Here is a 20,658-nt window from a genome sequence, read left to right as displayed (position 1 = left end):
CTTTAAGCAAGATTGTTTTGTAAATCTTTATTTTATCAAATTTCATCATTGATACCAAATAAAATTAACTCAATAGATTTAAATCTTACCTCAATTAAAAAAAGCGAAATCAGAATCAATATTATTTTCTAATTTTAACTATCCCTATAAATTATTCAGGGATTACTATAATTAAAAACGTACTATTCTTTACAATAAAACCAAAATTTTAATGACCAAAGTAAATCAGGATTTTCTTGCTAAGGGCGGTGAAATGGGTGCGCTGACACGTGCCAAAGACTGGAGTAAAACGGCAGTCGGACCGGTCGAATCGTGGCCGCAAAGTTTACGCACTACTTTAGGAATTCTTTTAAACTCTAAATTCCCCATGTTCTTATTTTGGGGACCGGAACATATTTGCTTTTATAATGATGCTTATCGCCCAAGTCTGGGAATGGAAGGAAAACATCCTTTTATCTTAGGGGAAAAAGGAGCCGATTTCTGGCCCGAAATCTGGGATTTTATCAAACCCTTAATCGATCAGGTGCTAACGGAAGGCGAATCAACCTGGCACGAAGATCAACTCCTGCCCATATATCGCAACGGAAAAATAGAAGATGTTTACTGGACTTTTAGTTATAGTCCGGTGAATAATGACCAGGGAAAGATCGACGGCGTCTTAGTGATTTGCAATGAAACGACGGACAAAGTAAAAATGGTGAACAAACTAGAAGAAAGCAATACCCGCTATCTTAATAACATTTTACAAACTCCAAGCGCCATGTGCGTTTTTAGAGGACCTGAATTTGTGGTTGAAATTGCCAATGATCTTATGCTGGAATTATGGGGAAAGAAAAATAGTGAAGTAAAAAACAAACCTATTTTTGAAGCCTTACCGGAAGTAAAAGGACAAGGCTTGGAAACCATTCTTGATAATGTATACCAAACGGGAGAAAAATTTGAAGCACACGAACGACTTGTGAAATTACCCCGTGAAAGCGAAATTGAAGATGTATATGTCAATTTTGTTTATGAAGCTTTAAAAGAAGCTGACGGAACCATTTCAGGGATTGTAGCAGTAGCCAATGATGTTACGGCACAAGTAATCGCACGAAATACTGTTGAAGAAAGCGAGAAAAGATTTAGAAACATAGTAAAACAAGCACCACTCGGAATTGCGATTCTAAAAGGCAAGGATCTGATTGTTGAAATGGCCAATCCTACTTATTTACAAATTGTAGATAAACAAGAAAATGATATTTTAGGGCATCCTATTTTCAAAATGGTGCCGGAGGCCAAAGACACTGTTTATCCTTTGCTTTTACCTGTTTATGAAACCGGAATTCCCTATCATACTGATGAACTTTCGGTAACCTTAAATCGATATGGCAAAGAAGAATTATGCTATTTTAATTCAGTTTTTCATCCATTACGAGATGAAAACAATATAGTTTCCGGAATAATAATTGTTTCTTACGAAGTTACAGAAGCCGTAAAGGCAAGACACCTTTTGGCAGAAAGTGAAAAAGCATTTCGTCAGATTGTGATTGAATCTCCTATTGCAATGGCCATCTTTAGAGGTAAAAATCATGTTGTAGAAATGGCAAATAATGCCATGATGAAAGCCATTTGGCAAAAAGAAGAAAGTGAAACTATTGGGAAGCCAATTCTTGAAATTTTTCCTGAATTACTAGAACAAAAATATCCGGAATTACTTGATGATGTAATAAAAAACGGCAAGATTATTCGGGAATACGAAGCGGTCGCTTATGTCGACATAAAAGGAGAACTTAAAAAGTTTTATCTCGATTACCAATATACGCCTTTGTTTGAGCAAGACGGAAAAGCATCGGGTATAATGGTTACTGTAAATGATGTAACTCAAAAAGTTGATGCCCGAAAAAAACTGGAAGATGTTGAACAAAGAGCCCGGTTAGCGGCCGAAATTGCCGAAATTGTAACCTGGGATTTAAATGTACCTACTCAGGAATTAATTTATTCTGAAAATTTGCCAGCTCTTTTTGGTCATAAAAAAAACAAGAAATTAACAAGACCGGATATACTGCATCAAATTCATCCCGATGATATTTCAATTTTAGAAAAAGCCTATAAAGTTGCTCTTAAAACCAGCATTTATAAATACGAAGCCCGAATTATAAAACCTGATCACTCAACTTCGTGGATTAAAGCACACGGAAAAATATTTTTTGATGATAGCAGCGAACCCATACAAATGATTGGTACTATCATAGATATTACAGATGAAAAAAACAGCCAGCAAATTCTAATGAAAAGCGAAGAGAAATTCAGACTTCTCGCCGATTCTATGCCGCAATTTATCTGGACTGGCGATGAGATGGGAAATCTGAATTATTTCAATAAATCAGTTTATACGTTTTCTGGTTTATCTGAAAAAGAAATTGATAAAGACGGCTGGTTGCAAATTGTGCATCCAGATGATCGCGAACTAAATATAAATAAATGGATGGAAGCCATAAAAACCGGAAGCGACTTTTTGTTAGAACATCGTTTTCGTCGTTATGACGGCGAATACAGATGGCAGTTAAGCCGTGCTATTGCTCAAAAAGACGAAGAAGGAAATACTCAAATGTGGGTGGGAACAAGCACGGATATTCATGATCAAAAAAACTTTACCGATAAACTCGAAAAAGAAGTTTATGAAAGAACGGCACAGCTAGAGCTTAAAAACAGGGATTTAATTAATATGAATATTGAATTGCAGTCTTTCGCCTATATTTCGAGTCATGATTTGCAGGAACCACTTCGCAAAATTCAGACTTTTGCCAGTCGCTTAGCTGATTTAGATGATGAGAACATTTCGGCGAAAGCCAAAACTTATTTAAACAGAATTGAAGTTTCGGCCAAAAGAATGCAAACGCTGATACAAGATCTTCTTGCCTACTCCAGAACCAATTCTGCCGACAGGGTTTTTGTGAAAACAAATCTGGACGAAATTGCCGAAGAAATTCAAAGCGATTTCTCTGAACGAATCGAGGAAACAAATGCAATCATAGACTTTGATCCTTTAGGAGAAGCAACTGTTATTCCGTTTCAATTTAGGCAATTACTGCATAACCTCATCGGAAATTCCTTGAAGTTTTCTAAAAAAGGTGAACCTCCCTATATTGAAGTCAGAGCCAATAGAATTAAGGGAAAAGAAATCGAAATGCCGGTTATTTATCCTGGAAAAATGTATTATCATTTGACAATATCCGACAATGGAATTGGTTTTGATGACGAATACAAAGAACGAATCTTTGAAGTTTTTCAGCGATTAAATACCGAAAGTGAGTTTTCAGGAACAGGAATTGGTTTGGCGATCGTTAAAAAAATTGTCGAAAACCATAAAGGTATCATTACAGCGCACAGCGAAAAAGGCAAAGGCGCAACATTCGAAATTTATTTACCTGAATTATAATAAAACAAAAAACACATAAGTGTTAGTGCTTATGTGTTTTTATATAGAGTTTTAAATTCTTTTTATTCTTTACGATTTGTAAACGAAACTTTTAGTGTCCGGAACAAATTCTGCCCAATTGATTTGTAATGCGTGTTCTATAGATTTTACAATATCCTTCATTACAACAGGCTTAGTTATAAATAAATTAGCGCCTAATGAACGACATTTTTCAATAATACCGGGTTCGTTTGAAGTTGAGAAAATGACAACTGGAATGTCTTTTTTATCTGAGTTTCTTATTTCTGTCAAAACATCAAAACCATTTTTTCCGGGCATATTCAGATCTAAAAAAATGATATGCGGCGTTGGTGGCGGATTATAAATTGCAGATAGTAATTTATCACCTCCGTTGTAAGTTTTAAGTTGTATTTTTTCTGGTAATAACTCTATGGCATCAGCAAAAATGCTCAAATCGTCCTCATCATCATCCGTGTAAAATATCGTCAAATCTGTCATGGTGTTTAGTGAAACGATTTATTTTTTTCAAAGATACTTCAAATTTATCGATTTATTAGCTTCTCTACAAGCCATGAAATGAAAAAATTAGTAGTTGTAATCTCATAAGTAATAATACAAATTATGTAACCGAAAATAATTTAGAAAAAGCAATTTTACTTATATAAAATTAAACCTGAAACATTGTGCCATAACTCACCTTAGATAAGAGTTTTGCATTACTGTTTTAGCATTAAATAACTAAATATAAAAGTCATGGGAGATCATAAAGACCTTACAAACGAATTTGCTGTAGATAAAATAAAAGATCTTGCAGAAAACATAAAAACGTGTATGTTTTGTACGTATAATGAATACAGATTACAATCGCGTCCAATGTCTGTTCAGAAAATTGACGACCTAGGCCAGCTTTGGTTTTTATCAGACAGAAACAGCAGTCAGAATGCAGAAATCAGCCAGAATCCACAAGTTGAAATTTTCTTTTCTGAACCACATGATAAGTTTCTTACTTTACATGGGACTGCATCTATTTCTTACGATAGAGATACGATTAAGGAATTGTATGATCCAATTGTAAAAGTATGGATGCCAGGCGGCGTAGATGATCCAAACTTAAGTGTAATTAAAGTTATTCCTGAAGATGGTTATTATTGGAATAACAAAAACGGTTCGATGGTGGCTATTGCAAAAATGGCAGCTGCCTATGTTACCGGAAAAACTATGGATGATGGGATTGAAGGGACTTTAACTTTAGAATAAGTTTCTATTTAACCGCAAAGTTCGCAAAGGGTTTACGCCAGGTTCGCAATGATTAATTACTATCCTTGTGCCCTTTGCGTAAACCCTTTGCGAACTTTGCGGTTAGACTCCTTTAAATTCCAAAGCATTCAAAATCCCAGCTTCGCTTGCAGTATTATTAAAATACACAAAACCTGGTTTTAAGGCTATTTCTTTTTTTATCTGAAGTAATTCCTCAGTATTATAACTCGAATAAAACAATTTCGGAATACCATGAAATCTAACATAAACCAGAGGGAAATTAGTAAAAACAGTTTTGGGTAAATTTGGATAACTCACACTGCAAAACGTAATGTTATTTGCTGAAAAAGCATCCCAAACTTCTGGAGTCCACCAGCTTTCATCTCGGAACTCAATTACATTTTTAAACTCAGGATTCAGGTTTTGAATGATTAATTGCAAATTCTCAGCACTAAACTTATAACTTGGCGGAAACTGAAATAAAATCGCGCCTAGTTTTTCCTTTAAACCCGAGTTACAAATCTGATAAAATTCAGAAAGTAAATCTTCGCAATTAATAAACTTTTTGATATGTGTAATTTCTTTGTGCGCTTTAACTGAAAATGTAAAGTTTTCCGGTGCTTTATTGTACCAGTTTTCAAATACTTTTACAGTGGGAAATCGATAAAAACTACCATTAAACTCGTAAGTATTAAAGTGCTGGCAATAAAAGTCAAACCATTTTGAAGTGGGCAGATTTTCAGGATAGAAAATGCCTTTCCAAAATCGGTTATTAAAGCTGGAGCATCCTATTTGAATTTCATTTTTCATGTGTGTAATTGTTGACAGTTAGTACAGAAAAAACTTCGTCGATTTCGTTGACCAGTGTGTTTTTTTATCATAGGTAAATTGCAACGCAGGCATACTGTTTTCGTATAAGCTTCCCAATGCTTTTTCAATTCATTTTTTTTCTTCCAGTACAGGAATTCAAAACTATAAACAGAGCATTCAGAAATAATTTCATTCAGATGATGAAACGGAATTTTACCAACTAAAGACTCCGGATGGATGCGGCATCGGTACAAAACTTCATTTTTAATAATGTTTCCTACTCCTGCAAATATCTTCTGATCTAAAATCGCATCACAAATCATTTCATTTGGATTTTTTTCCAGACTTTGTTTTGCTTTTTTGGGATCCCAATTTTCATTCATTACATCTTCGCTCCAATCATAGATAGCATCAATATCCCCTTCCAGAATTTTAATGGAACAGGTATAAAAATTAATTTCTCCATCAGAAAATACCAGGCTTAATCTCGGTTTAGTTTCTTTTCGTTCATTAACACGATATGTTCCAAACATCAGCATGTGAATCTTTACGGTAAAACCTTCAAAACAAATTAAAAAATGTTTTCCCCAGGTTTTAAATCGCTGTATTGTTTTATCTTTAAGACGCTCAATATCAATAGCACTATTTCCGGAAACATCGATTATTTTTTTTCCTGTAAATTGTTGTACTTCTTCTTTTAATATCACTATGGACGGACCTTCGGGCATAATATGGCTTTTAAATTATAAATTAAAAAGTGCAGTTTTATAGACTGCACTTTTCTTATCTTCTATCAAAATAAAATCTAGTCTGCTTCTGCCGCTTCAAAGTTTACGGCAGTTACAGCCACAATTGTCAGCGCTTTATCGGCAGCTTTTTCTTCTTCAAGTGTTTGTTCCAATAAAGAAGCAGCTTCTTCCATACCCAAAGTTTCTGCAAACTGTCTTAGTGTGCCATAAGTAGCAATTTCATAATGTTCGATTTTCTGGCAAGCGGCAATGATTCCGGCATCGCGAACGACACCAATTTCAGTTTCTTCCAGAATTCCGTTTCCTTCTTCAATTAAGCCCGCCATTGCATCGCATTTTTTCGCAGTAGCTTTTTGACCTGCAAGCTCAAAAACTTGCTCTAAACGGCTAATTTGCCCTTCTGTTTCGGTTAAATGATTGTTTAGGGCATCAATAAGTTCTGGTGATGAAGCATTTTTAGCCATTTTAGGAAGCGCTTTTGTCAATGCTTTTTCTGCCCAGTAAATGTCTTTAAGTCCATCTTCAAATAATTCTGTTAATCCTGATGCTGCATCAGACTTTGGTTTTGTAACTCCTGTTTTTGAAGTCGCTTTTGAAGTCGTTTTTACAGTTGCTTTAGACTTTGTAGTTTCCTTTTTATTCGTTGCGGTTTTCATAATAATAAATTTATATGGATTAATATGAGATAAAATTAGGTATCGCAGTTTCGGTTTAGTTATATCATTGTTTGATTTCGTTCTATTCTAAACACCTGTTAATTATACAATTACAACTTACAATCCTATAAAGAAATCGGTCACCTTCGTGATTAGATTTGTATAATACTAATACTATAAAACTTTATATCATGAATACTACAGAACAAAAAAACAGTACAACCAGTAATAGAGATCCAAGAAACCAAAACCCAAATATTGTCGATAAAAACAGACTTATGAATGAAGAACTGTATGATATCGACGACATGAAAGAAACAGATGATGATAATGCAGTAATCGCAGAACGCGGCTATACCGTTAGAAATGGACACAATCCTGATGGGATAAATCCGGACGAAATGGTTTATGATAAGAAGGATATCGAAGATTTGGACGATGATTTTCACTCAGAAAAAGATTTAATACATACTAGCGATGATCTATATGATGACGCTGTAGACGAAGATCTTGATCCTGCTGTGGATGAACTAGATAATCCTTCAGATGTTCGTGAACGTGAAGATGGTGATTTTAATGAAGTTGATGATCTGGAAGATATTGATCCGGATGACGAAGATGAGGACGATGATTTTGAACAGGAAGAAATCGAAGAAGAAGATTCCGAAGAGGACTATCCTGCAAATGATCCTAGAAAATTTTAAACTCACAAAGGCTAAAAACAAGAAAACCGTTAATTACTTAACGGTTTTTTTATTTTTTAATGCTATGTCAGGTTATCTTGTCATTTCGACGAAGGAGAAATCACACTAGAAACTCCGCACAGAATGTCGCCAATCTTTGTCGAATCCCGCGTGTGATTTCTCCTTTCGTCGAAATGACAAACAAGAAGAAATATTCATTAATCCCCAATTTTCTCCAAAGTCGGAATGTCATCCATTTTTTCCAGACGTTCTGCGAGTCCGGCTCTAGCTTCGTTTAATTCCAGTTCGGCTTTGCCTAATTCTTTATACCATTCCTCTTTTCCAACATCCGAAGCCTGAATTTTACGCATGATTTCATAAATTTCTCCTTCAGCTTCCATTACTTTTAATCTTTTGTAATATGTCAGGCTCTCCGTCATATGCGCCAATGCAATCATAGCGGTTAAAAACGGATGATTGTTGGTTACATTAACGTCTTTAATTCTTCCGTGTTCGAGTTCTACTTTTAAGGCAAAGGCAAATTCCTCCATATTAAATGCTTCATGTTTGCTTTTCGGATTCAAATACGCTTCAATTGCTTTTACGTTATTCATTGTCGAGAGATCAACATCTGTCCCTCTCTTTTTTAAATCATTATACACCACATTCCCTATTGCTCTCGCTTCATCGATGGTTGGGTCGTTTTCCGGATTTTCAAAATCACGAGCCGACCAATCCCAATTTTTAGGATGAACAGGTTTTATATATTTCTCACAAAAATCTGTTACATCCTTTTTTAAACTTACCATTTCGTCGTCTCTTTTGATGTAAACATCCTGATAAGCACCGCTTTGTGTTCCCATAGTATTTCTTTATTTTAAAAATATAAACGACACATTTACCGAAGTATATGTGTCGTTTCAAGTTCGTTATTTAATTTACTGAGCTATATAGACTAAATACTTCTGCGGCCGCCAATAAGCGAAAGAAGAAATAACACAATGAATATAAAGAATAATACTTTAGCTATACTTGCTGCTCCGGCGGCGATCCCACCAAAACCGAATATTCCGGCCACTATGGCTAGAATAATAAAAATGACTGTCCAACGTAACATAAGCTTGATTTTTAAATTAATATGATTTTTGTTTGTTACTCAAATTTCATGTTTTTAAAAGATAAACATTAACTCTAAACATTATATTTATAGCTCTATAAGTACTGATTTACAATAAATTGAGCTGGTAATTTTGTATTAACTCAGAAAAAGCAATTTCGGTTCTCGAAAAGTATTTCTGATTGCTTCGGCTTTTTTTTGCTCTATCAAAATAGTGCTGAATTGAGCCGTCTTCATAAGTTGAAACCAATAGAGGATGAACGTAATAATTCTTGCAAACGTTTCTGGTATTTCCTAACGCCTCTGCTGTAATATCATAAGCTTCCAGAATATTCTTTTTTATTTCTTTTTCGTCTGATGTAGTTCCGATATCCATTAGGGTTTCAAAAAATAATATCGACGCCGCCCAGGTTCTAAAGTCTTTTGCACTAAAATATTCCCCTGAAATATTATGTAAATATTCATTGACCATATGGCTGTCTAAAACCTTCTTTTCACCATTTCGATCGTAATATTTAAAAACTTCCCAACCCGGAATTTCTTCACATCGACTTACTAATTTTATAAGTTTTTTATTTTTGGTTGTTATAGTATGTTGAATTCCCTTCTTTCCGACAAATTCAAATCGGAGTGAATTTTTATCAATATTAATATGGCGTTTTCGCAAAGTTGATAATCCATACGATTTATTATCCTTGGCATACTTCTCATTCCCAATTCTGATATGGGTTTCTTCCATCAATCGAATTACTAAAGCCACTACCTTCTCTCTTCCCCATTCTTTTTGTTCTAAATCTTTATCAACCTGTTTTCTTATCGAAGGTAATTTTGAACCAAATTCTGCTATTTTATAGAATTTAGTCTGATTTCTGATTAAATTCCATTTTGGATGATATCTGTATTGTTTTCTGTTTCTATCGTCTAAACCGACAGCTTGTAAATGTGCATTTGGCAAATCTGAAATTTGTACGTTTTGCCAGGCTGGCGGTAAAACCAAACTATTTATGCGCTTTAGTTCGCTTTTTTGTTTAATACAACGACCCTTTTTTTTATAAATAAACCCTTCTTCACATTTGCATCTTTCAATAGTCAGTTGCTGATTACTTATATATACTAAATCCAATTTTTCCAACACCAGATGTGGCGTTTTAATTAATTGCTTCACTAATTTTTCAGCTTTGGCTATTGTTGTTGTATTCATGTTTATTCGATTTTTGTCTCCCGTCAAGCGGATGTTTTAGCCACAGATTCTAAAAATTTAAAAAGATATTCCCCTTTCATTACCATTGGAATGTGTGGCAGTATTTTATTTTTAATATTTCTTCAAAGAATAAATCAAATTCTTTTTACTCATGTAAGAACGTCCCGGAATACCCGCTTTTATTGCTTCCTGATATAATTCCTCTTTGGTCCATTCTTCATATGGTTTTGTTTTTTCAACCTTTGCATCAGAATCTCTGGTTTTAGAAACCCGTTCTGATCCTTCCTTGCTATATCCTTCCTTTAAAAGTCCATGATAGTCGCTTTTAGTACTTGCATGCATGATTTAAAAATTTAGGCTTGATTATTTATGTTTGGTGTATATCAAAATTCGTCTATAAGAAGCCTTTTGGTGTTATACAATTATTGCAATAATTTTCATAATTATCTCTAAACCTGACGCATAAAAAAATCCCAACTCTTTTGGAATTGGGATTTTTTTGGTTGTAGTTAAAATGGTAGTTATTTATTTTGAAGATATAGATCAATTTCCAGATATTTTTCTTTCATCAAACTCAATGCAAAAGCAGCTGCTGCCGAGGTGAAAACGGAATAATCAAGTGGCACTTTAATTCCCACAGAAAAAATCATCGATAACCCGAAAAGTAATAATAGACAACCGCTGAGTTTTGCGAATAATTCGGTTTTGAAACCTATTAACAAAAATATTGGAAAAATGATTTCAGCTCCTGTCGCAATTATTGCAACTGGCTCGATTAAACTATCTGGAATTAACGGATTTAAAACTTTAGTATAAGCAAGGAAATTGGTCCAATTTCCCCAAGCTGAAACTGTGGCATTCCATAATCCGAATCTATCTGCAACTGCTGATAGAAATCCGATGGAAAGTGTAAGACGTAAGAATATTTTAATTAATTTTTGATTGATGATGTTCAAAATGTTTTTTTTTTTGGTTATCCAACTACTATATTATAAATAAATCTAATTACAATAACAGCATTTAAAATCAAAAGAGTAAATAAATATCCCCTTAAATACTGTTTCCTGTAGGGTTGATTTTTTTCAATAAAGATTGTAGTTATAAACGCTAAAAACAAACATAAAACAGGAAGAGAGAAAATCATTCCCATTAACCCAGCACTTACTGTTGCTAAACTATTAGCTGCATTATAAGTCCCGTCCAAATTATACACTCCCATTCTTCTGGATAAAATGATAATAAAAATAGAATTTAATGCTATTAAACCCAAAGAAACCAGAAATATAACTCTGTTTGAAATTCCTGAGATCTTATTTGCAAAACTTTTTTCTGAAGGAATGTTTTCCATTTATAACTAGGGTTTTTAATTTTATAGTTTTGTTTATTTTATTACATCTTTACGAAAAGAAATATTTATTGAATCTTCTTTTTTAGCTGCATCCCAATAAACAAATGGTTGCAGCTTTTTAATACCAGATAGGTCCTTTTCAAAATTATTTTGATAACTAAATGCTGTTTCATTTTCACCTGCATATTCATTAAATTGTATGTTTCCTACATACAAAATTTCACCCTTATTTACTTTAAATGGAATTGAGAACCCACCTATATTATCATTTCTTTGCATTATTGCAAAACCACTATTTGAAAAAAGTCGTATACCGGTAATTTCATAATCACCAGCAGGTCTCTCAATTGCAAAGAGGTAAGTAAGTCCATTATCTAATTCTCCTTTATGCCTCATCTTAACAATCTGTGCAGGAATAAATTTTACCTCTTTAAAATTCTTTCTTGCTACCTTTTGATCAGCAGATTTATAGGTAATCTGTAAATAATAACCATGAAATCTTGCTTTTTCTTTAGGAAAAGTAAGTGATCCAAAAATTAATCCATTGTCCGTTTTATTGGGATTAAAAGTCATCTGTTGAGCTGATACATTAGACACAGCACAACTAAAACAAAAAATTAACAACGGCAATATTAAGTTATCTATTAGAGACGTCATTGTAATTTGAAAGGCAGCTTTAGTGTTCATTTTCATATTTTAATTTTTATTTACATCATTTAAGGATTCAATAATAATTGTATGTAGTAAGTAACAAATATTATAATTTATACATTACAATTTTTACGGTAAACCACATTTTGCTAAAATATTTCATGCGTATTCAAATCATATAACAATCTTTCAAAATCCTGTAAGACATTCTTACTCAATCTAAATAATTTTACATCATAACATTTAAACTATAAAATCATGAAAAAGATACTATTAGCCGGAAAAGTAATTTTAGGAGCAGTACTAATCATTATATTCTTGAATTCTTGTAAAAATGAACCTAAACAAGAAGATCCAAAAGAAGTAGCAGAAGATGCAAATGAGGCAAAATTTGACTCTATAGATAGTAAAGAAGATGATTCTGAGTTTTTAGTAGATCAGGCTGAAATTAATTTAGCTGAAATCGAAATTGGAAAATTAGCTCAAACTAAAAGTACCAATCCTGAAGTGAAAAAATTCGGAAAAATGTTAGTTGACGAACATACTAAATCGGCTTCTGAAGTTAGTGCTTTGGCTAAAGCAAAAAACTTTACCCTTCCAACTTCTCTTACTGAAGACGGTCAGGAAGAATACAAAAAATTAAACGAAAAATCAGGAGTGGATTTTGATAAAAAATTCGCTGACATGATGATCGATGGTCACGAAAAAGCGATCAAAAAACTTGAAGAAGCTTCTAAGGATGCGAAAGATCAAGATGTAAAAACGTGGGCTTCTAATAATATTGCCGGATTGACCGCGCATTTAGAGCACGCCAAATTGCTAAAACAAAATTTAGACAAAAAGTAAAATAAATTTAATTGGTTATTATTATTTATTTTAAAAACCCCTTAAGAGTTGAATTGCTTAAGGGGTTTCTTTTTTTTTAAAGGGACTGAGGTTCTGAGATGCTAAGGTTCTAATTTTCTTTTTCTTAGGGGCATAGTAAATTAGTAATAAGCGAAAAAACTTAGAACCTTAGTACCTTAGCCACTTAGAACCTATTTCAGCGAAGCCATATCAATCACAAAACGATACTTGATATCTCCTTTTAATAATCTTTCGTAAGCATCATTTACTTCGTTTACGCCAATTACTTCGATATCAGCAGTGATATTGTGTTCAGCACAAAAATCCAACATTTCCTGAGTTTCTTTGATTCCACCGATGGCAGATCCTGCGAAGCTTCTTCTTCCTAAAATTAAACTGAATGAAGTTACCGGAAGCGGATCCATAGGAGCGCCAACTAGTACCAGATTTCCGTCTACCTTAAGTAAATTTAAATACGAATCGATATTATGTTCAGCCGATACGCAATCTAAAACAAAGTGCAACGTTTTAGCATGTCTTGCCATTTGTTCCGGATCTGTAGATAAAACTACTTCATCAGCTCCCAAACGTTTTGCATCTTCGGTTTTAGATAATGATGTAGTGAAAACCACTACATGAGCGCCCATTGCTTTAGCCAATTTGATTCCCATATGACCTAAACCACCGATTCCAACAATTCCCACTTTTTGACCAGGACCAACTTTCCAGTGTCTTAACGGAGAATACGTTGTGATTCCTGCACATAACAACGGTGCAACTCCGGCAAGATCTAATTTGTCTGAAATATGCAATACATAATTCTCATCAACTACAATACTTTGTGAATAGCCTCCAAAAGTTTGTCCACCTAAATGTTTGTCAGGTGAATTGAACGTTAATATATTTCCTTCGTCACAGAATTGCTCTAAATCATTTTTGCAATGCTCACATTCTCTACAAGAATCAACCATACAGCCTACTCCAGCTAATTGACCTACTGTGAAATTCTTTACATGCTCTCCTACTTTTACCACTCTCCCTACAATTTCATGTCCGGGAACAATTGGATAAACAGTACCATGCCACTCGTTTCTCGCCGAATGTAAATCGGAGTGACAAATTCCGCAATATAAAATTTCTATTTCTACGTCATGCGCCTGTACCGCTCTTCGTTTGATGTCTAATTTTTTTAATGGTGCCTCAGCAGCTTCTGTACCAAAGGCTTTTACGTTTTTTGTTTCCATGTTTTAAGTTTTTTTGTTTCAAGTTTCAGGTTAATAGCCACAAAGGCACTAAGTCGCAAAGATTGGCAACTTATAGGAACGGATTCTCTATTGTCGGGAAGACAAGATTGTGGTCAGGTAAGTCCAGAATTATCTAATTATCTAATTATCTAATTGACAAATTATCAAATTCCTCTAACTCCCAAAACTGTGATATTCTTTATCTGTCACGCTATCAAGCCATAATCCGTGGCCTTTGTCTATCTCGGTAATAATAGCTAAATAAGAAAATTTTCTAAACGGGGTTGCGCCATACCAATGCTCGATTCCCGGTAAAATTGTAATCACTTCGTCTTTATGAATCAGGCGAACTGCGCTTCCTTTTTCCTGATAATACCCTACTCCTTCTTTTGCAATGAGCATATGCAGACTTGAATTAATATGCCAATTACTTCTTGCACAAGGCTCAAAAGTAACTTCCTTAATCATTGTATTTTCGGGATGAATATTGCTGGTTTGTTTTTTATAAGATACTTCGCCCGTCATATACGTATTCGGGACTTTTCCTTCTTCGATAACAGTGGTATAATTTGTTGACATGACTTATTTATTTTTTGGAGTTAGTATTTATTGAAAGCTATTGTATTGCTCGTCAGTTACAGGTTCTAACCAATCTACAATTCCTGTTTGGGTATTAGTACTTATTGCGATGTGAGTGAATTCGCTATCTGGAGAAGCGCCGTGCCAGTGTTTAAGATCGGGCGGAATATTGACAACATCACCTACTTGTAACAATTGAATAGGTTTCCCTACTTCCTGATAATAGCCTGTTCCGTGTGTTACGATCAGGATTTGTCCGCCGGGATGAGTGTGCCAATTGTTTCTTGCACCGGGTTCGAAAACGACATTACCAACTGCAGTATTTAGAACTGGGTCGTTTGGTACCAGCATTCTAACCCAGGCTTTTCCTGTAAAGTAATCTGCCGAAGCTAAATCGCCTTTGGGAAAAATTTCGTTTAATTGATTTTCTGAAGTTTTCATAATTATTTGTTTTTTACTATCAGCACAACTAAATCTGAAAGCAGGAATGCGCTTAAAGAGGTTAGATTTAGTTTGTAGAAACCGATAAAGGATTAATACTAATTATTTCGATGCAAATTTACTTGGTAAAACTGACCAGAGATAATGATAATCAAACAAAAAATTAAGAATATGAAACAATTTACATTCTTAACGATTTAGGAATTGTCCCTGTAAGTCTTTTAAAGTAATTATTAAAATAGCTTGGATATTCGAATCCGAGTGAGTAACCGATATCTGCAATGCTCCAGTCTGTATGTTGCAATAAAGCTATGGCCTCGCCGATAATTCGTTCTGTAATATGTGCTGTAGTAGGTTTTCCGGTAACTTCTTTTACCGAACGATTCAGGTGATTTACATGCACAGCAAGGCTTTGCGCATAATCTTGCGGCGTTTTTAAAAGTAAAGGCTGATCTTTTGTTTCTACCGGAAATTGTCTTTCTAAAAGTTCCAGAAACAATGAAGTGATTCTTGAAGAAGCATTCTTATGTTTAAAAAAGTTTTCAGAAGGCTGCATTTTCATCGACTCATGCAAAATCAAATTGATATAATTGCGGATTAAATCATCTTTAAAAACATAATCTGTTTCCTGTTCTTCGATCATTTTTTGGAATAATGAATCTATAAACAACTTTTGTTCAGGTAATAACGAAAAAATTGGTGTTCCGCCTATTTTAAACAAAGGCGATTCATGAAGACTTGCTGATCGATCATTTACCTTCAAAAAATCTTCAGTAAAAACACAGGCAAAACCTTCATAGGAAGGGGAAATAATATCCCATGAATAAGGAATATGAGGATTTCCGAAAAACAAAATAGTTCCGTCGACTTCTATTCCGCGATCCGCGTAATGTATGAGACTTTTGCTGGTATTGATGCAAATCTTGTAAAAATCCCTACGGTTATAGGTTGGAATTTTACTAACATCACCATTGATTTCGTATACTTTAAAACCTTTTAGCTTCAAATCGTTTAAACCAACTTCTGAAGCCTGAAAATCTAATTGCTCTTTCATTTTGCAAAGTTATGAAAATCAAATAAAAAAATATGTTTATTTTGTTTCAGGTTTCAAGTTTTAGATTGTGTTGAGCTTAAACGCAATCCCGATAGCCATCGGGAGCTAAGGGTTTACGCTAAGGTCGCTAAGTTTTTTTTATTGGGGCGAAATAATCTCGGCAGAGTCGCAAAAGCGCAAAGTTTTTTTCACGCAGATTTTGCAGATTTAAGCAGATAAAAAGGATTACTTTGAAAAATCTTTACCAATCTGCCTAAATCTGCAAAATCTACGTGAAACCCTATCTTCTAACTATTTCAACTTTAAAGACGTTGATTGTAATCCTTTTGCAGAAGCAGATAAAACAACTTCTTTTTCACCTTCCTCCTTTTGAATAATGATTTGTGCATATCCGTTAAAGAGTTTTCTTTTCCAAGGTTCTGCCGGAGTTACAATCTGAATAATTCCGGGATCGGTGTTCATTACATCCCAGTCTTTTATTTTTTCAAGTGGGGTTGTTGCAATATAAATCGTATTTTTTCCTTCTTTTAAAATACTTTTATCTAAGATGTATTTTTGAGCATCTTCCTTACTTGATTCGACTTTATTTCCGTTTACAAAAACAACAGTTTCTTTTCCTATTTTCTTGTAGAAGAACGTTACGATATTAGAATCTGAGTTGTTTTTTAGCTCAAAATCACCTTTGTAAACATAAGCCGGAGCTTGTTTTTTATAATCCCTGTCTTTAAAAGCATCATTCCACTCAGCATCAATATCATCCTGAATTTTACTTGGCAGATCAGCTGAAATTAATTTCTTCTCCTTAAAATTATTTATAGCAACCAAGTCAATGTTATCAATAAATTTATCACTCTCTAATGAAGTCGGTTTTCCATTTCCGACTCCAAGAATTTTTCCTACTTTTATTGAAAACGCAATTTCATTGTTTGCTGTTGGCACATGCAATCCATTTTTATCAGTGATTTCGGCCGTTACAACCACTATATTTGAATTTGGAAGATTTTCTTTATCAACAGAAAGTTTTATTTTTTCCGAATTTCCTGTCGTTTTTTGAACTTCTGTCAGGATCTTTTTTCCATTTTTATAACCAATTGCTTCCAAAGTTCCGGCTTCGTATTTTACCTTCCATTCTAAATGACCATTTAGCTCCATTTTCTTTTTTCCGAGACTTTTTTTATTTAGAAAAAGCTCCACTTCATCACAATTTGAATATGCCCAAACATCGATTTCCTTTCCTTCCATTCCGCTCCAGTTCCAATGTGGCAAAAGATGTAAAACAGGCTCAGTTCCCCACCATGATTTCAAATAAAATACATTGTCTTTTGGAAAACCACAAACATCCATCATTCCAAAATAAGAAGTCACCGATGGCCACCCATAAGGAGTTGGTTCACCACGATAATCAAAACCTGTCCAGAAAAATACTCCTGCCAAATACGGTCTTTCCGCATAAAATTTCCAACCCTCTTCGATGCTGTAAAATGTTGGGCGTGGTTTTTTATCGTAAGCACTTTGGTAATGTTTGGCATCATCTGTAAAATAAACACCTCGCGTTGCAAAGGTTGATCCTTCCTCAGTTCCCATTCCGGGTTGTTGTTTAAACTCATTTCGGTGTGCATCGATATCACCATTTCCTAAATAATTATAACCCATAATTTCAACAATAGAGGATATTCCACTTTTAAAACCACTACTTATTCCAACGGTTACAGGTCTTGTTGAATCAATACTCTTTGCAAATCCCTGCATGACATTGGTAACACGCTCACCCACAATATTTCCTTCAATATTCCATTCTTCATTTCCAACCGACCAACAAAAGATGCTCGGATGATTGCGGTCACGCTCGATCATTCGCTTCAAATCATTCAAATGATAATCGTTAATTCCCATTAAACGAGTTTCATCTATTACCAACATTCCCAATTCATCACAGGCTTTGAGTAATTCCGGAGTTGGTGGATGATGCGAACAGCGATAGGCATTCGACCCCATTTCTTTGAGTTTTTTGATTCGGTAATACTGCAATTCATCCGGTAAGGCCGTTCCAATTCCGGCATGATCCTGATGATTGTTAGTTCCTTTGAGTTTCACCGATTTTCCATTCAGAAAAAAACCTTTTTCAGCATCAAATTGAATGGTTCTTATTCCGAAAGGCGTTTCATAACTGTCGATTACCTTTCCGTTTTGTTTGATTTGAGTTTCTAAACGATATAAATTCGGATTTTCGATATCCCATAACAATGGATTTTTTACTGATAATTTTGAAGTGGAATTTACAGTTTTATAAAAATCCGGAGCCTCAACATTTTCAGAAACAGTAGTGATTTGTTTCCCTTTAGCATCAAAAATAGTCTGAGTAATTTCAACTGAACCTTTATTATTCCCTTTATTTTCGATAGTAACTTCAGCAGTAATTTCAGCGCTATTCTCTTTTATTTCTGATGTTACATAAGTTCCGTTTTCAATAACATGAATAGGATTTGTTTTCTTTAAATATACATGTCGATAAATTCCGGCGCCCTCATAAAACCAGCCTTCTTCCATCGAAGCATCAACGCGGACAACGATTGTATTTTCTCCACCATAATTCACATAAGCTGTAACGTCATATTCAAATCCGTTATAACCGCTTTCTTCTGTTCCGAGGAAATAGCCGTTAAAAAACACTTTTGAATTTCTGAATACACCATCAAATTTCAGAAAAATGATTTTGCCTTTATCACTTTCCGAAATACTGATTTTCTTTCTATACCAGCCAATGCTTTTTTCAGGAAAACCTTTTCCAGCCGTTTTAAAGCCGTGACTGTAACTTGCTTTTTCGCTAAACGATTGTTCTACAGCCCAATCATGTGGAAGATCTAATTTTCGCCAGGCACGGTCATCAAAACCTGACGCTGCAGGGCCATCGCCAAATCCAGTTTTTGTTAAATACGAGAAATAACCTTCGGCATGCCCAAAGTCTTTTTGAGTATCATATAAATGTCCAAACGAAAAACGCCAGTCTTTATCAATTAAGGTTGATTCTCTTTCTGATTTAATTTGTGCCGAAGTACAAAACGAAATCAAAAAAATAAAACAGGATAGTATTTCTTTCGGAAAAATAGATTTCATAGATAATGTGGTTTATAGTAAATGTTAGCAAAGAGCGCTAAAATTAGAATTTTAAAATGGGATAAATCAATAGTATTTTATCAAAGTCTAATCTTTATCTCAAACAATAATACCTGAAAATTAGACGTTAAAAATTTAGAATCATTCTATCAGTGGTTCTTTACCAAATCTTATTGTTTTGGTGTAATTTTATATTGAAATTAACAAAACCAAATTGTATTATGAGTGTTATAAAAGACGAAAATACGCTTCTTAGCACCATTAAGCGTATTGATGACAAAATCGATAAATTAAACGATCAAAAAATAATTGCTTTTTTTGAGCACCTTGGCCTGGCCGAAAGAGAGGATGTTCCAAAGAATTTTCTGGATTTTGAAACTATATTGATCGTAGTTCCAAACAGACATATTTCACACGAATTAAAATATTTTAAATACTCTATTTCCCGACTTTCGTTCGTGACCAATCCGTACGCGAAACAAATTCACGTCTATGATTTTAAGGAATGGAATGCTATTACCCGTAATAAAACTCAATTTCAGGTCAGAGAATTGTTAAAAACCAGTTTTGGTGGCGTAAGAGATATTACTGAGGGAATGAATTAACTATAGCCGATGAAATGGATAACCAGAGAAAGACCTAAAATTGATAGAATTGCGTGCCCATGGCTAATTAAAAAGTTTGTCGACCGGGATGCTGAATTTATTTATGTTCCTTTTGATGAAGTTTTGGCTAAAGCCGAAGTTTTAAATGCGATTCCGTTTGATATTCCGAATGTAGAATACACACATTACAATGAAGAATGTACTTTTGACTACATTGTAAAAAAGCATGAAATTAAGGATCCTGCTATTTTAATAATGGCTAAAATTGTGCGTGGAGCGGATACGGATCAACATGATCTTGCAAAAGAATCAGCAGGACTCTGGGCCATTTCTGCCGGACTTTCTCATAATATCACCAACGATGCCGAATTATTGAAAAGTGGAATGGTTATTTATGACTCGCTTTACAGCTGGGCAACGCATTTGTACAAACAAAATCATTTGCAAAATAGTCCGTTTGAGAGTCTGCTCCATGAGGTTTACAACAAATTCCTGGCAGAAAAAAAATCAAATCAGAAAACACCTTCTTGGGTTAAAGATTTAAAAGAAATCATTCAGGATCAGATTGATACTCAGTTTGCTTTTGATCTTAAGAAAATTTCAAGTGATTTGGAACTCAATCCTTCCTATCTCTCCAGAGAATTTTCGAAATATTTTGAAGATTTGAATTTTGGAGAATATGTTAGAAAATTGCGCATCGAAAAAGCGATAAACCTTATTCAAAATTCCACTTATACCTTAACTGAAATTGCTTATATGACAGGCTTTTCAGACCAAAGTCATTTTACGCGAATATTTAAATTGCATACCGGTAAAAATCCATCCTCATACCGAAAAAATGCCCTAAAAAGTAAACCAGATACAAAAGGTAAATAAGGTTCTATT

The 20,658-nt window shown here is 34.2% G+C and carries 22 protein-coding genes; 6 read left to right on the top strand and 16 right to left on the bottom strand.

What is annotated here, in order from left to right:
* Positions 1 to 211: 211 nt before the first annotated feature.
* Positions 212 to 3,418, top strand: a complete 3,207-nt coding sequence (locus AC3ITQ_RS14670) for a PAS domain S-box protein (RefSeq protein ID WP_489234919.1) — start codon at positions 212 to 214, stop codon at positions 3,416 to 3,418.
* Between the two features lie 69 nt (positions 3,419 to 3,487).
* Here AC3ITQ_RS14670 and AC3ITQ_RS14665 read toward each other — a convergent pair whose 3' ends face one another.
* Positions 3,488 to 3,916 carry a response regulator gene (locus tag AC3ITQ_RS14665; protein WP_489234918.1) on the bottom strand — a complete coding sequence of 143 codons (429 nt, stop codon included), beginning with the start codon at positions 3,914 to 3,916 and terminating at the stop codon, positions 3,488 to 3,490.
* Between the two features lie 255 nt (positions 3,917 to 4,171).
* Here AC3ITQ_RS14665 and AC3ITQ_RS14660 point away from each other — a divergent pair, with 255 nt between their 5' ends.
* Positions 4,172 to 4,675 carry a pyridoxamine 5'-phosphate oxidase family protein gene (locus AC3ITQ_RS14660; RefSeq protein ID WP_375032996.1) on the top strand — a complete coding sequence of 168 codons (504 nt, stop codon included), beginning with the start codon at positions 4,172 to 4,174 and terminating at the stop codon, positions 4,673 to 4,675.
* Positions 4,676 to 4,777: 102 nt separating this feature from the next.
* Here AC3ITQ_RS14660 and AC3ITQ_RS14655 read toward each other — a convergent pair whose 3' ends face one another.
* The 3 genes from AC3ITQ_RS14655 to AC3ITQ_RS14645 form a co-directional block, all read right to left on the bottom strand.
* Complete coding sequence (locus AC3ITQ_RS14655) at positions 4,778 to 5,485, bottom strand: DUF72 domain-containing protein (RefSeq protein ID WP_489234917.1); 708 nt, start codon at positions 5,483 to 5,485, stop codon at positions 4,778 to 4,780.
* On the bottom strand, positions 5,482 to 6,213 hold the full coding sequence (locus AC3ITQ_RS14650) for a DNA-formamidopyrimidine glycosylase family protein (protein ID WP_489234916.1): 732 nt from the start codon (positions 6,211 to 6,213) through the stop codon (positions 5,482 to 5,484). Before AC3ITQ_RS14650 ends, AC3ITQ_RS14655 begins: the two co-directional genes overlap by 4 nt.
* 77 nt (positions 6,214 to 6,290) lie before the next feature.
* Positions 6,291 to 6,890: a YciE/YciF ferroxidase family protein gene (locus tag AC3ITQ_RS14645; protein WP_489234915.1), complete on the bottom strand. Its 600-nt coding sequence runs from the start codon at positions 6,888 to 6,890 to the stop codon at positions 6,291 to 6,293.
* A gap of 191 nt (positions 6,891 to 7,081) precedes the next feature.
* Between AC3ITQ_RS14645 and AC3ITQ_RS14640 the strand changes: the two genes are divergently transcribed.
* Complete coding sequence (locus AC3ITQ_RS14640; protein ID WP_489234914.1) at positions 7,082 to 7,594, top strand: hypothetical protein; 513 nt, start codon at positions 7,082 to 7,084, stop codon at positions 7,592 to 7,594.
* 197 nt (positions 7,595 to 7,791) lie between these two features.
* Here AC3ITQ_RS14640 and AC3ITQ_RS14635 read toward each other — a convergent pair whose 3' ends face one another.
* The 7 genes from AC3ITQ_RS14635 to AC3ITQ_RS14605 form a co-directional block, all read right to left on the bottom strand.
* Positions 7,792 to 8,436 (bottom strand): DUF5661 family protein, encoded by a 645-nt coding sequence (locus tag AC3ITQ_RS14635; RefSeq protein WP_489234913.1) that lies wholly within the window; start codon positions 8,434 to 8,436, stop codon positions 7,792 to 7,794.
* A 92-nt stretch (positions 8,437 to 8,528) separates the two neighbouring features.
* Entirely contained in the window at positions 8,529 to 8,690 is a 162-nt protein-coding gene (locus AC3ITQ_RS14630) for a DUF1328 domain-containing protein (protein ID WP_194655776.1), read from the bottom strand.
* Positions 8,691 to 8,799: 109 nt separating this feature from the next.
* Entirely contained in the window at positions 8,800 to 9,891 is a 1,092-nt protein-coding gene (locus tag AC3ITQ_RS14625; protein WP_489234912.1) for a DNA topoisomerase IB, read from the bottom strand.
* A 111-nt stretch (positions 9,892 to 10,002) separates the two neighbouring features.
* The gene (locus tag AC3ITQ_RS14620; RefSeq protein ID WP_489234911.1) at positions 10,003 to 10,233 is read right to left on the bottom strand and encodes a Rho termination factor; all 231 of its coding nucleotides are present in this window, start codon (positions 10,231 to 10,233) and stop codon (positions 10,003 to 10,005) included.
* Positions 10,234 to 10,412: 179 nt separating this feature from the next.
* Entirely contained in the window at positions 10,413 to 10,847 is a 435-nt protein-coding gene (locus AC3ITQ_RS14615) for a DoxX family protein (RefSeq protein ID WP_489234910.1), read from the bottom strand.
* 17 nt (positions 10,848 to 10,864) lie between these two features.
* Complete coding sequence (locus AC3ITQ_RS14610; protein ID WP_489234909.1) at positions 10,865 to 11,239, bottom strand: hypothetical protein; 375 nt, start codon at positions 11,237 to 11,239, stop codon at positions 10,865 to 10,867.
* Between the two features lie 33 nt (positions 11,240 to 11,272).
* Positions 11,273 to 11,926: a hypothetical protein gene (locus AC3ITQ_RS14605; protein ID WP_489234908.1), complete on the bottom strand. Its 654-nt coding sequence runs from the start codon at positions 11,924 to 11,926 to the stop codon at positions 11,273 to 11,275.
* 222 nt (positions 11,927 to 12,148) lie between these two features.
* Here AC3ITQ_RS14605 and AC3ITQ_RS14600 point away from each other — a divergent pair, with 222 nt between their 5' ends.
* Positions 12,149 to 12,736, top strand: a complete 588-nt coding sequence (locus AC3ITQ_RS14600) for a DUF4142 domain-containing protein (RefSeq protein WP_489234907.1) — start codon at positions 12,149 to 12,151, stop codon at positions 12,734 to 12,736.
* Between the two features lie 191 nt (positions 12,737 to 12,927).
* On the opposite strand, the gene AC3ITQ_RS14595 is transcribed toward AC3ITQ_RS14600, so the two are convergent.
* The 5 genes from AC3ITQ_RS14595 to galA all read right to left on the bottom strand — a co-directional run bounded on the left by AC3ITQ_RS14595 (position 12,928) and on the right by galA (position 19,168).
* Positions 12,928 to 13,980 carry an NAD(P)-dependent alcohol dehydrogenase gene (locus AC3ITQ_RS14595; protein ID WP_489234906.1) on the bottom strand — a complete coding sequence of 351 codons (1,053 nt, stop codon included), beginning with the start codon at positions 13,978 to 13,980 and terminating at the stop codon, positions 12,928 to 12,930.
* Between the two features lie 174 nt (positions 13,981 to 14,154).
* A complete protein-coding gene (locus AC3ITQ_RS14590) occupies positions 14,155 to 14,559 on the bottom strand; it encodes a cupin domain-containing protein (RefSeq protein ID WP_375033008.1) in 405 nt (134 codons plus the stop codon).
* A 27-nt stretch (positions 14,560 to 14,586) separates the two neighbouring features.
* Positions 14,587 to 15,000 (bottom strand): (R)-mandelonitrile lyase, encoded by a 414-nt coding sequence (locus AC3ITQ_RS14585; RefSeq protein ID WP_489234905.1) that lies wholly within the window; start codon positions 14,998 to 15,000, stop codon positions 14,587 to 14,589.
* A 181-nt stretch (positions 15,001 to 15,181) separates the two neighbouring features.
* Complete coding sequence (locus AC3ITQ_RS14580; protein ID WP_489234904.1) at positions 15,182 to 16,054, bottom strand: helix-turn-helix domain-containing protein; 873 nt, start codon at positions 16,052 to 16,054, stop codon at positions 15,182 to 15,184.
* A gap of 291 nt (positions 16,055 to 16,345) precedes the next feature.
* Positions 16,346 to 19,168, bottom strand: a complete 2,823-nt coding sequence (galA, locus tag AC3ITQ_RS14575) for a beta-galactosidase GalA (protein WP_489234902.1) — start codon at positions 19,166 to 19,168, stop codon at positions 16,346 to 16,348.
* A gap of 221 nt (positions 19,169 to 19,389) precedes the next feature.
* On the opposite strand from galA, the gene AC3ITQ_RS14570 reads away from it, so the two are divergent.
* Positions 19,390 to 19,773, top strand: a complete 384-nt coding sequence (locus tag AC3ITQ_RS14570; protein ID WP_489234901.1) for a hypothetical protein — start codon at positions 19,390 to 19,392, stop codon at positions 19,771 to 19,773.
* A gap of 9 nt (positions 19,774 to 19,782) precedes the next feature.
* Positions 19,783 to 20,649 (top strand): chromate resistance protein ChrB domain-containing protein, encoded by an 867-nt coding sequence (locus tag AC3ITQ_RS14565; protein WP_489234900.1) that lies wholly within the window; start codon positions 19,783 to 19,785, stop codon positions 20,647 to 20,649.
* Positions 20,650 to 20,658 lie beyond the last annotated feature (9 nt).

The organism is Flavobacterium sp. KH_001 (assembly GCF_057840745.1).
Note: the sequence above shows the minus strand (reverse complement) of the source record. Positions and strands in the feature narration are given on the sequence as shown.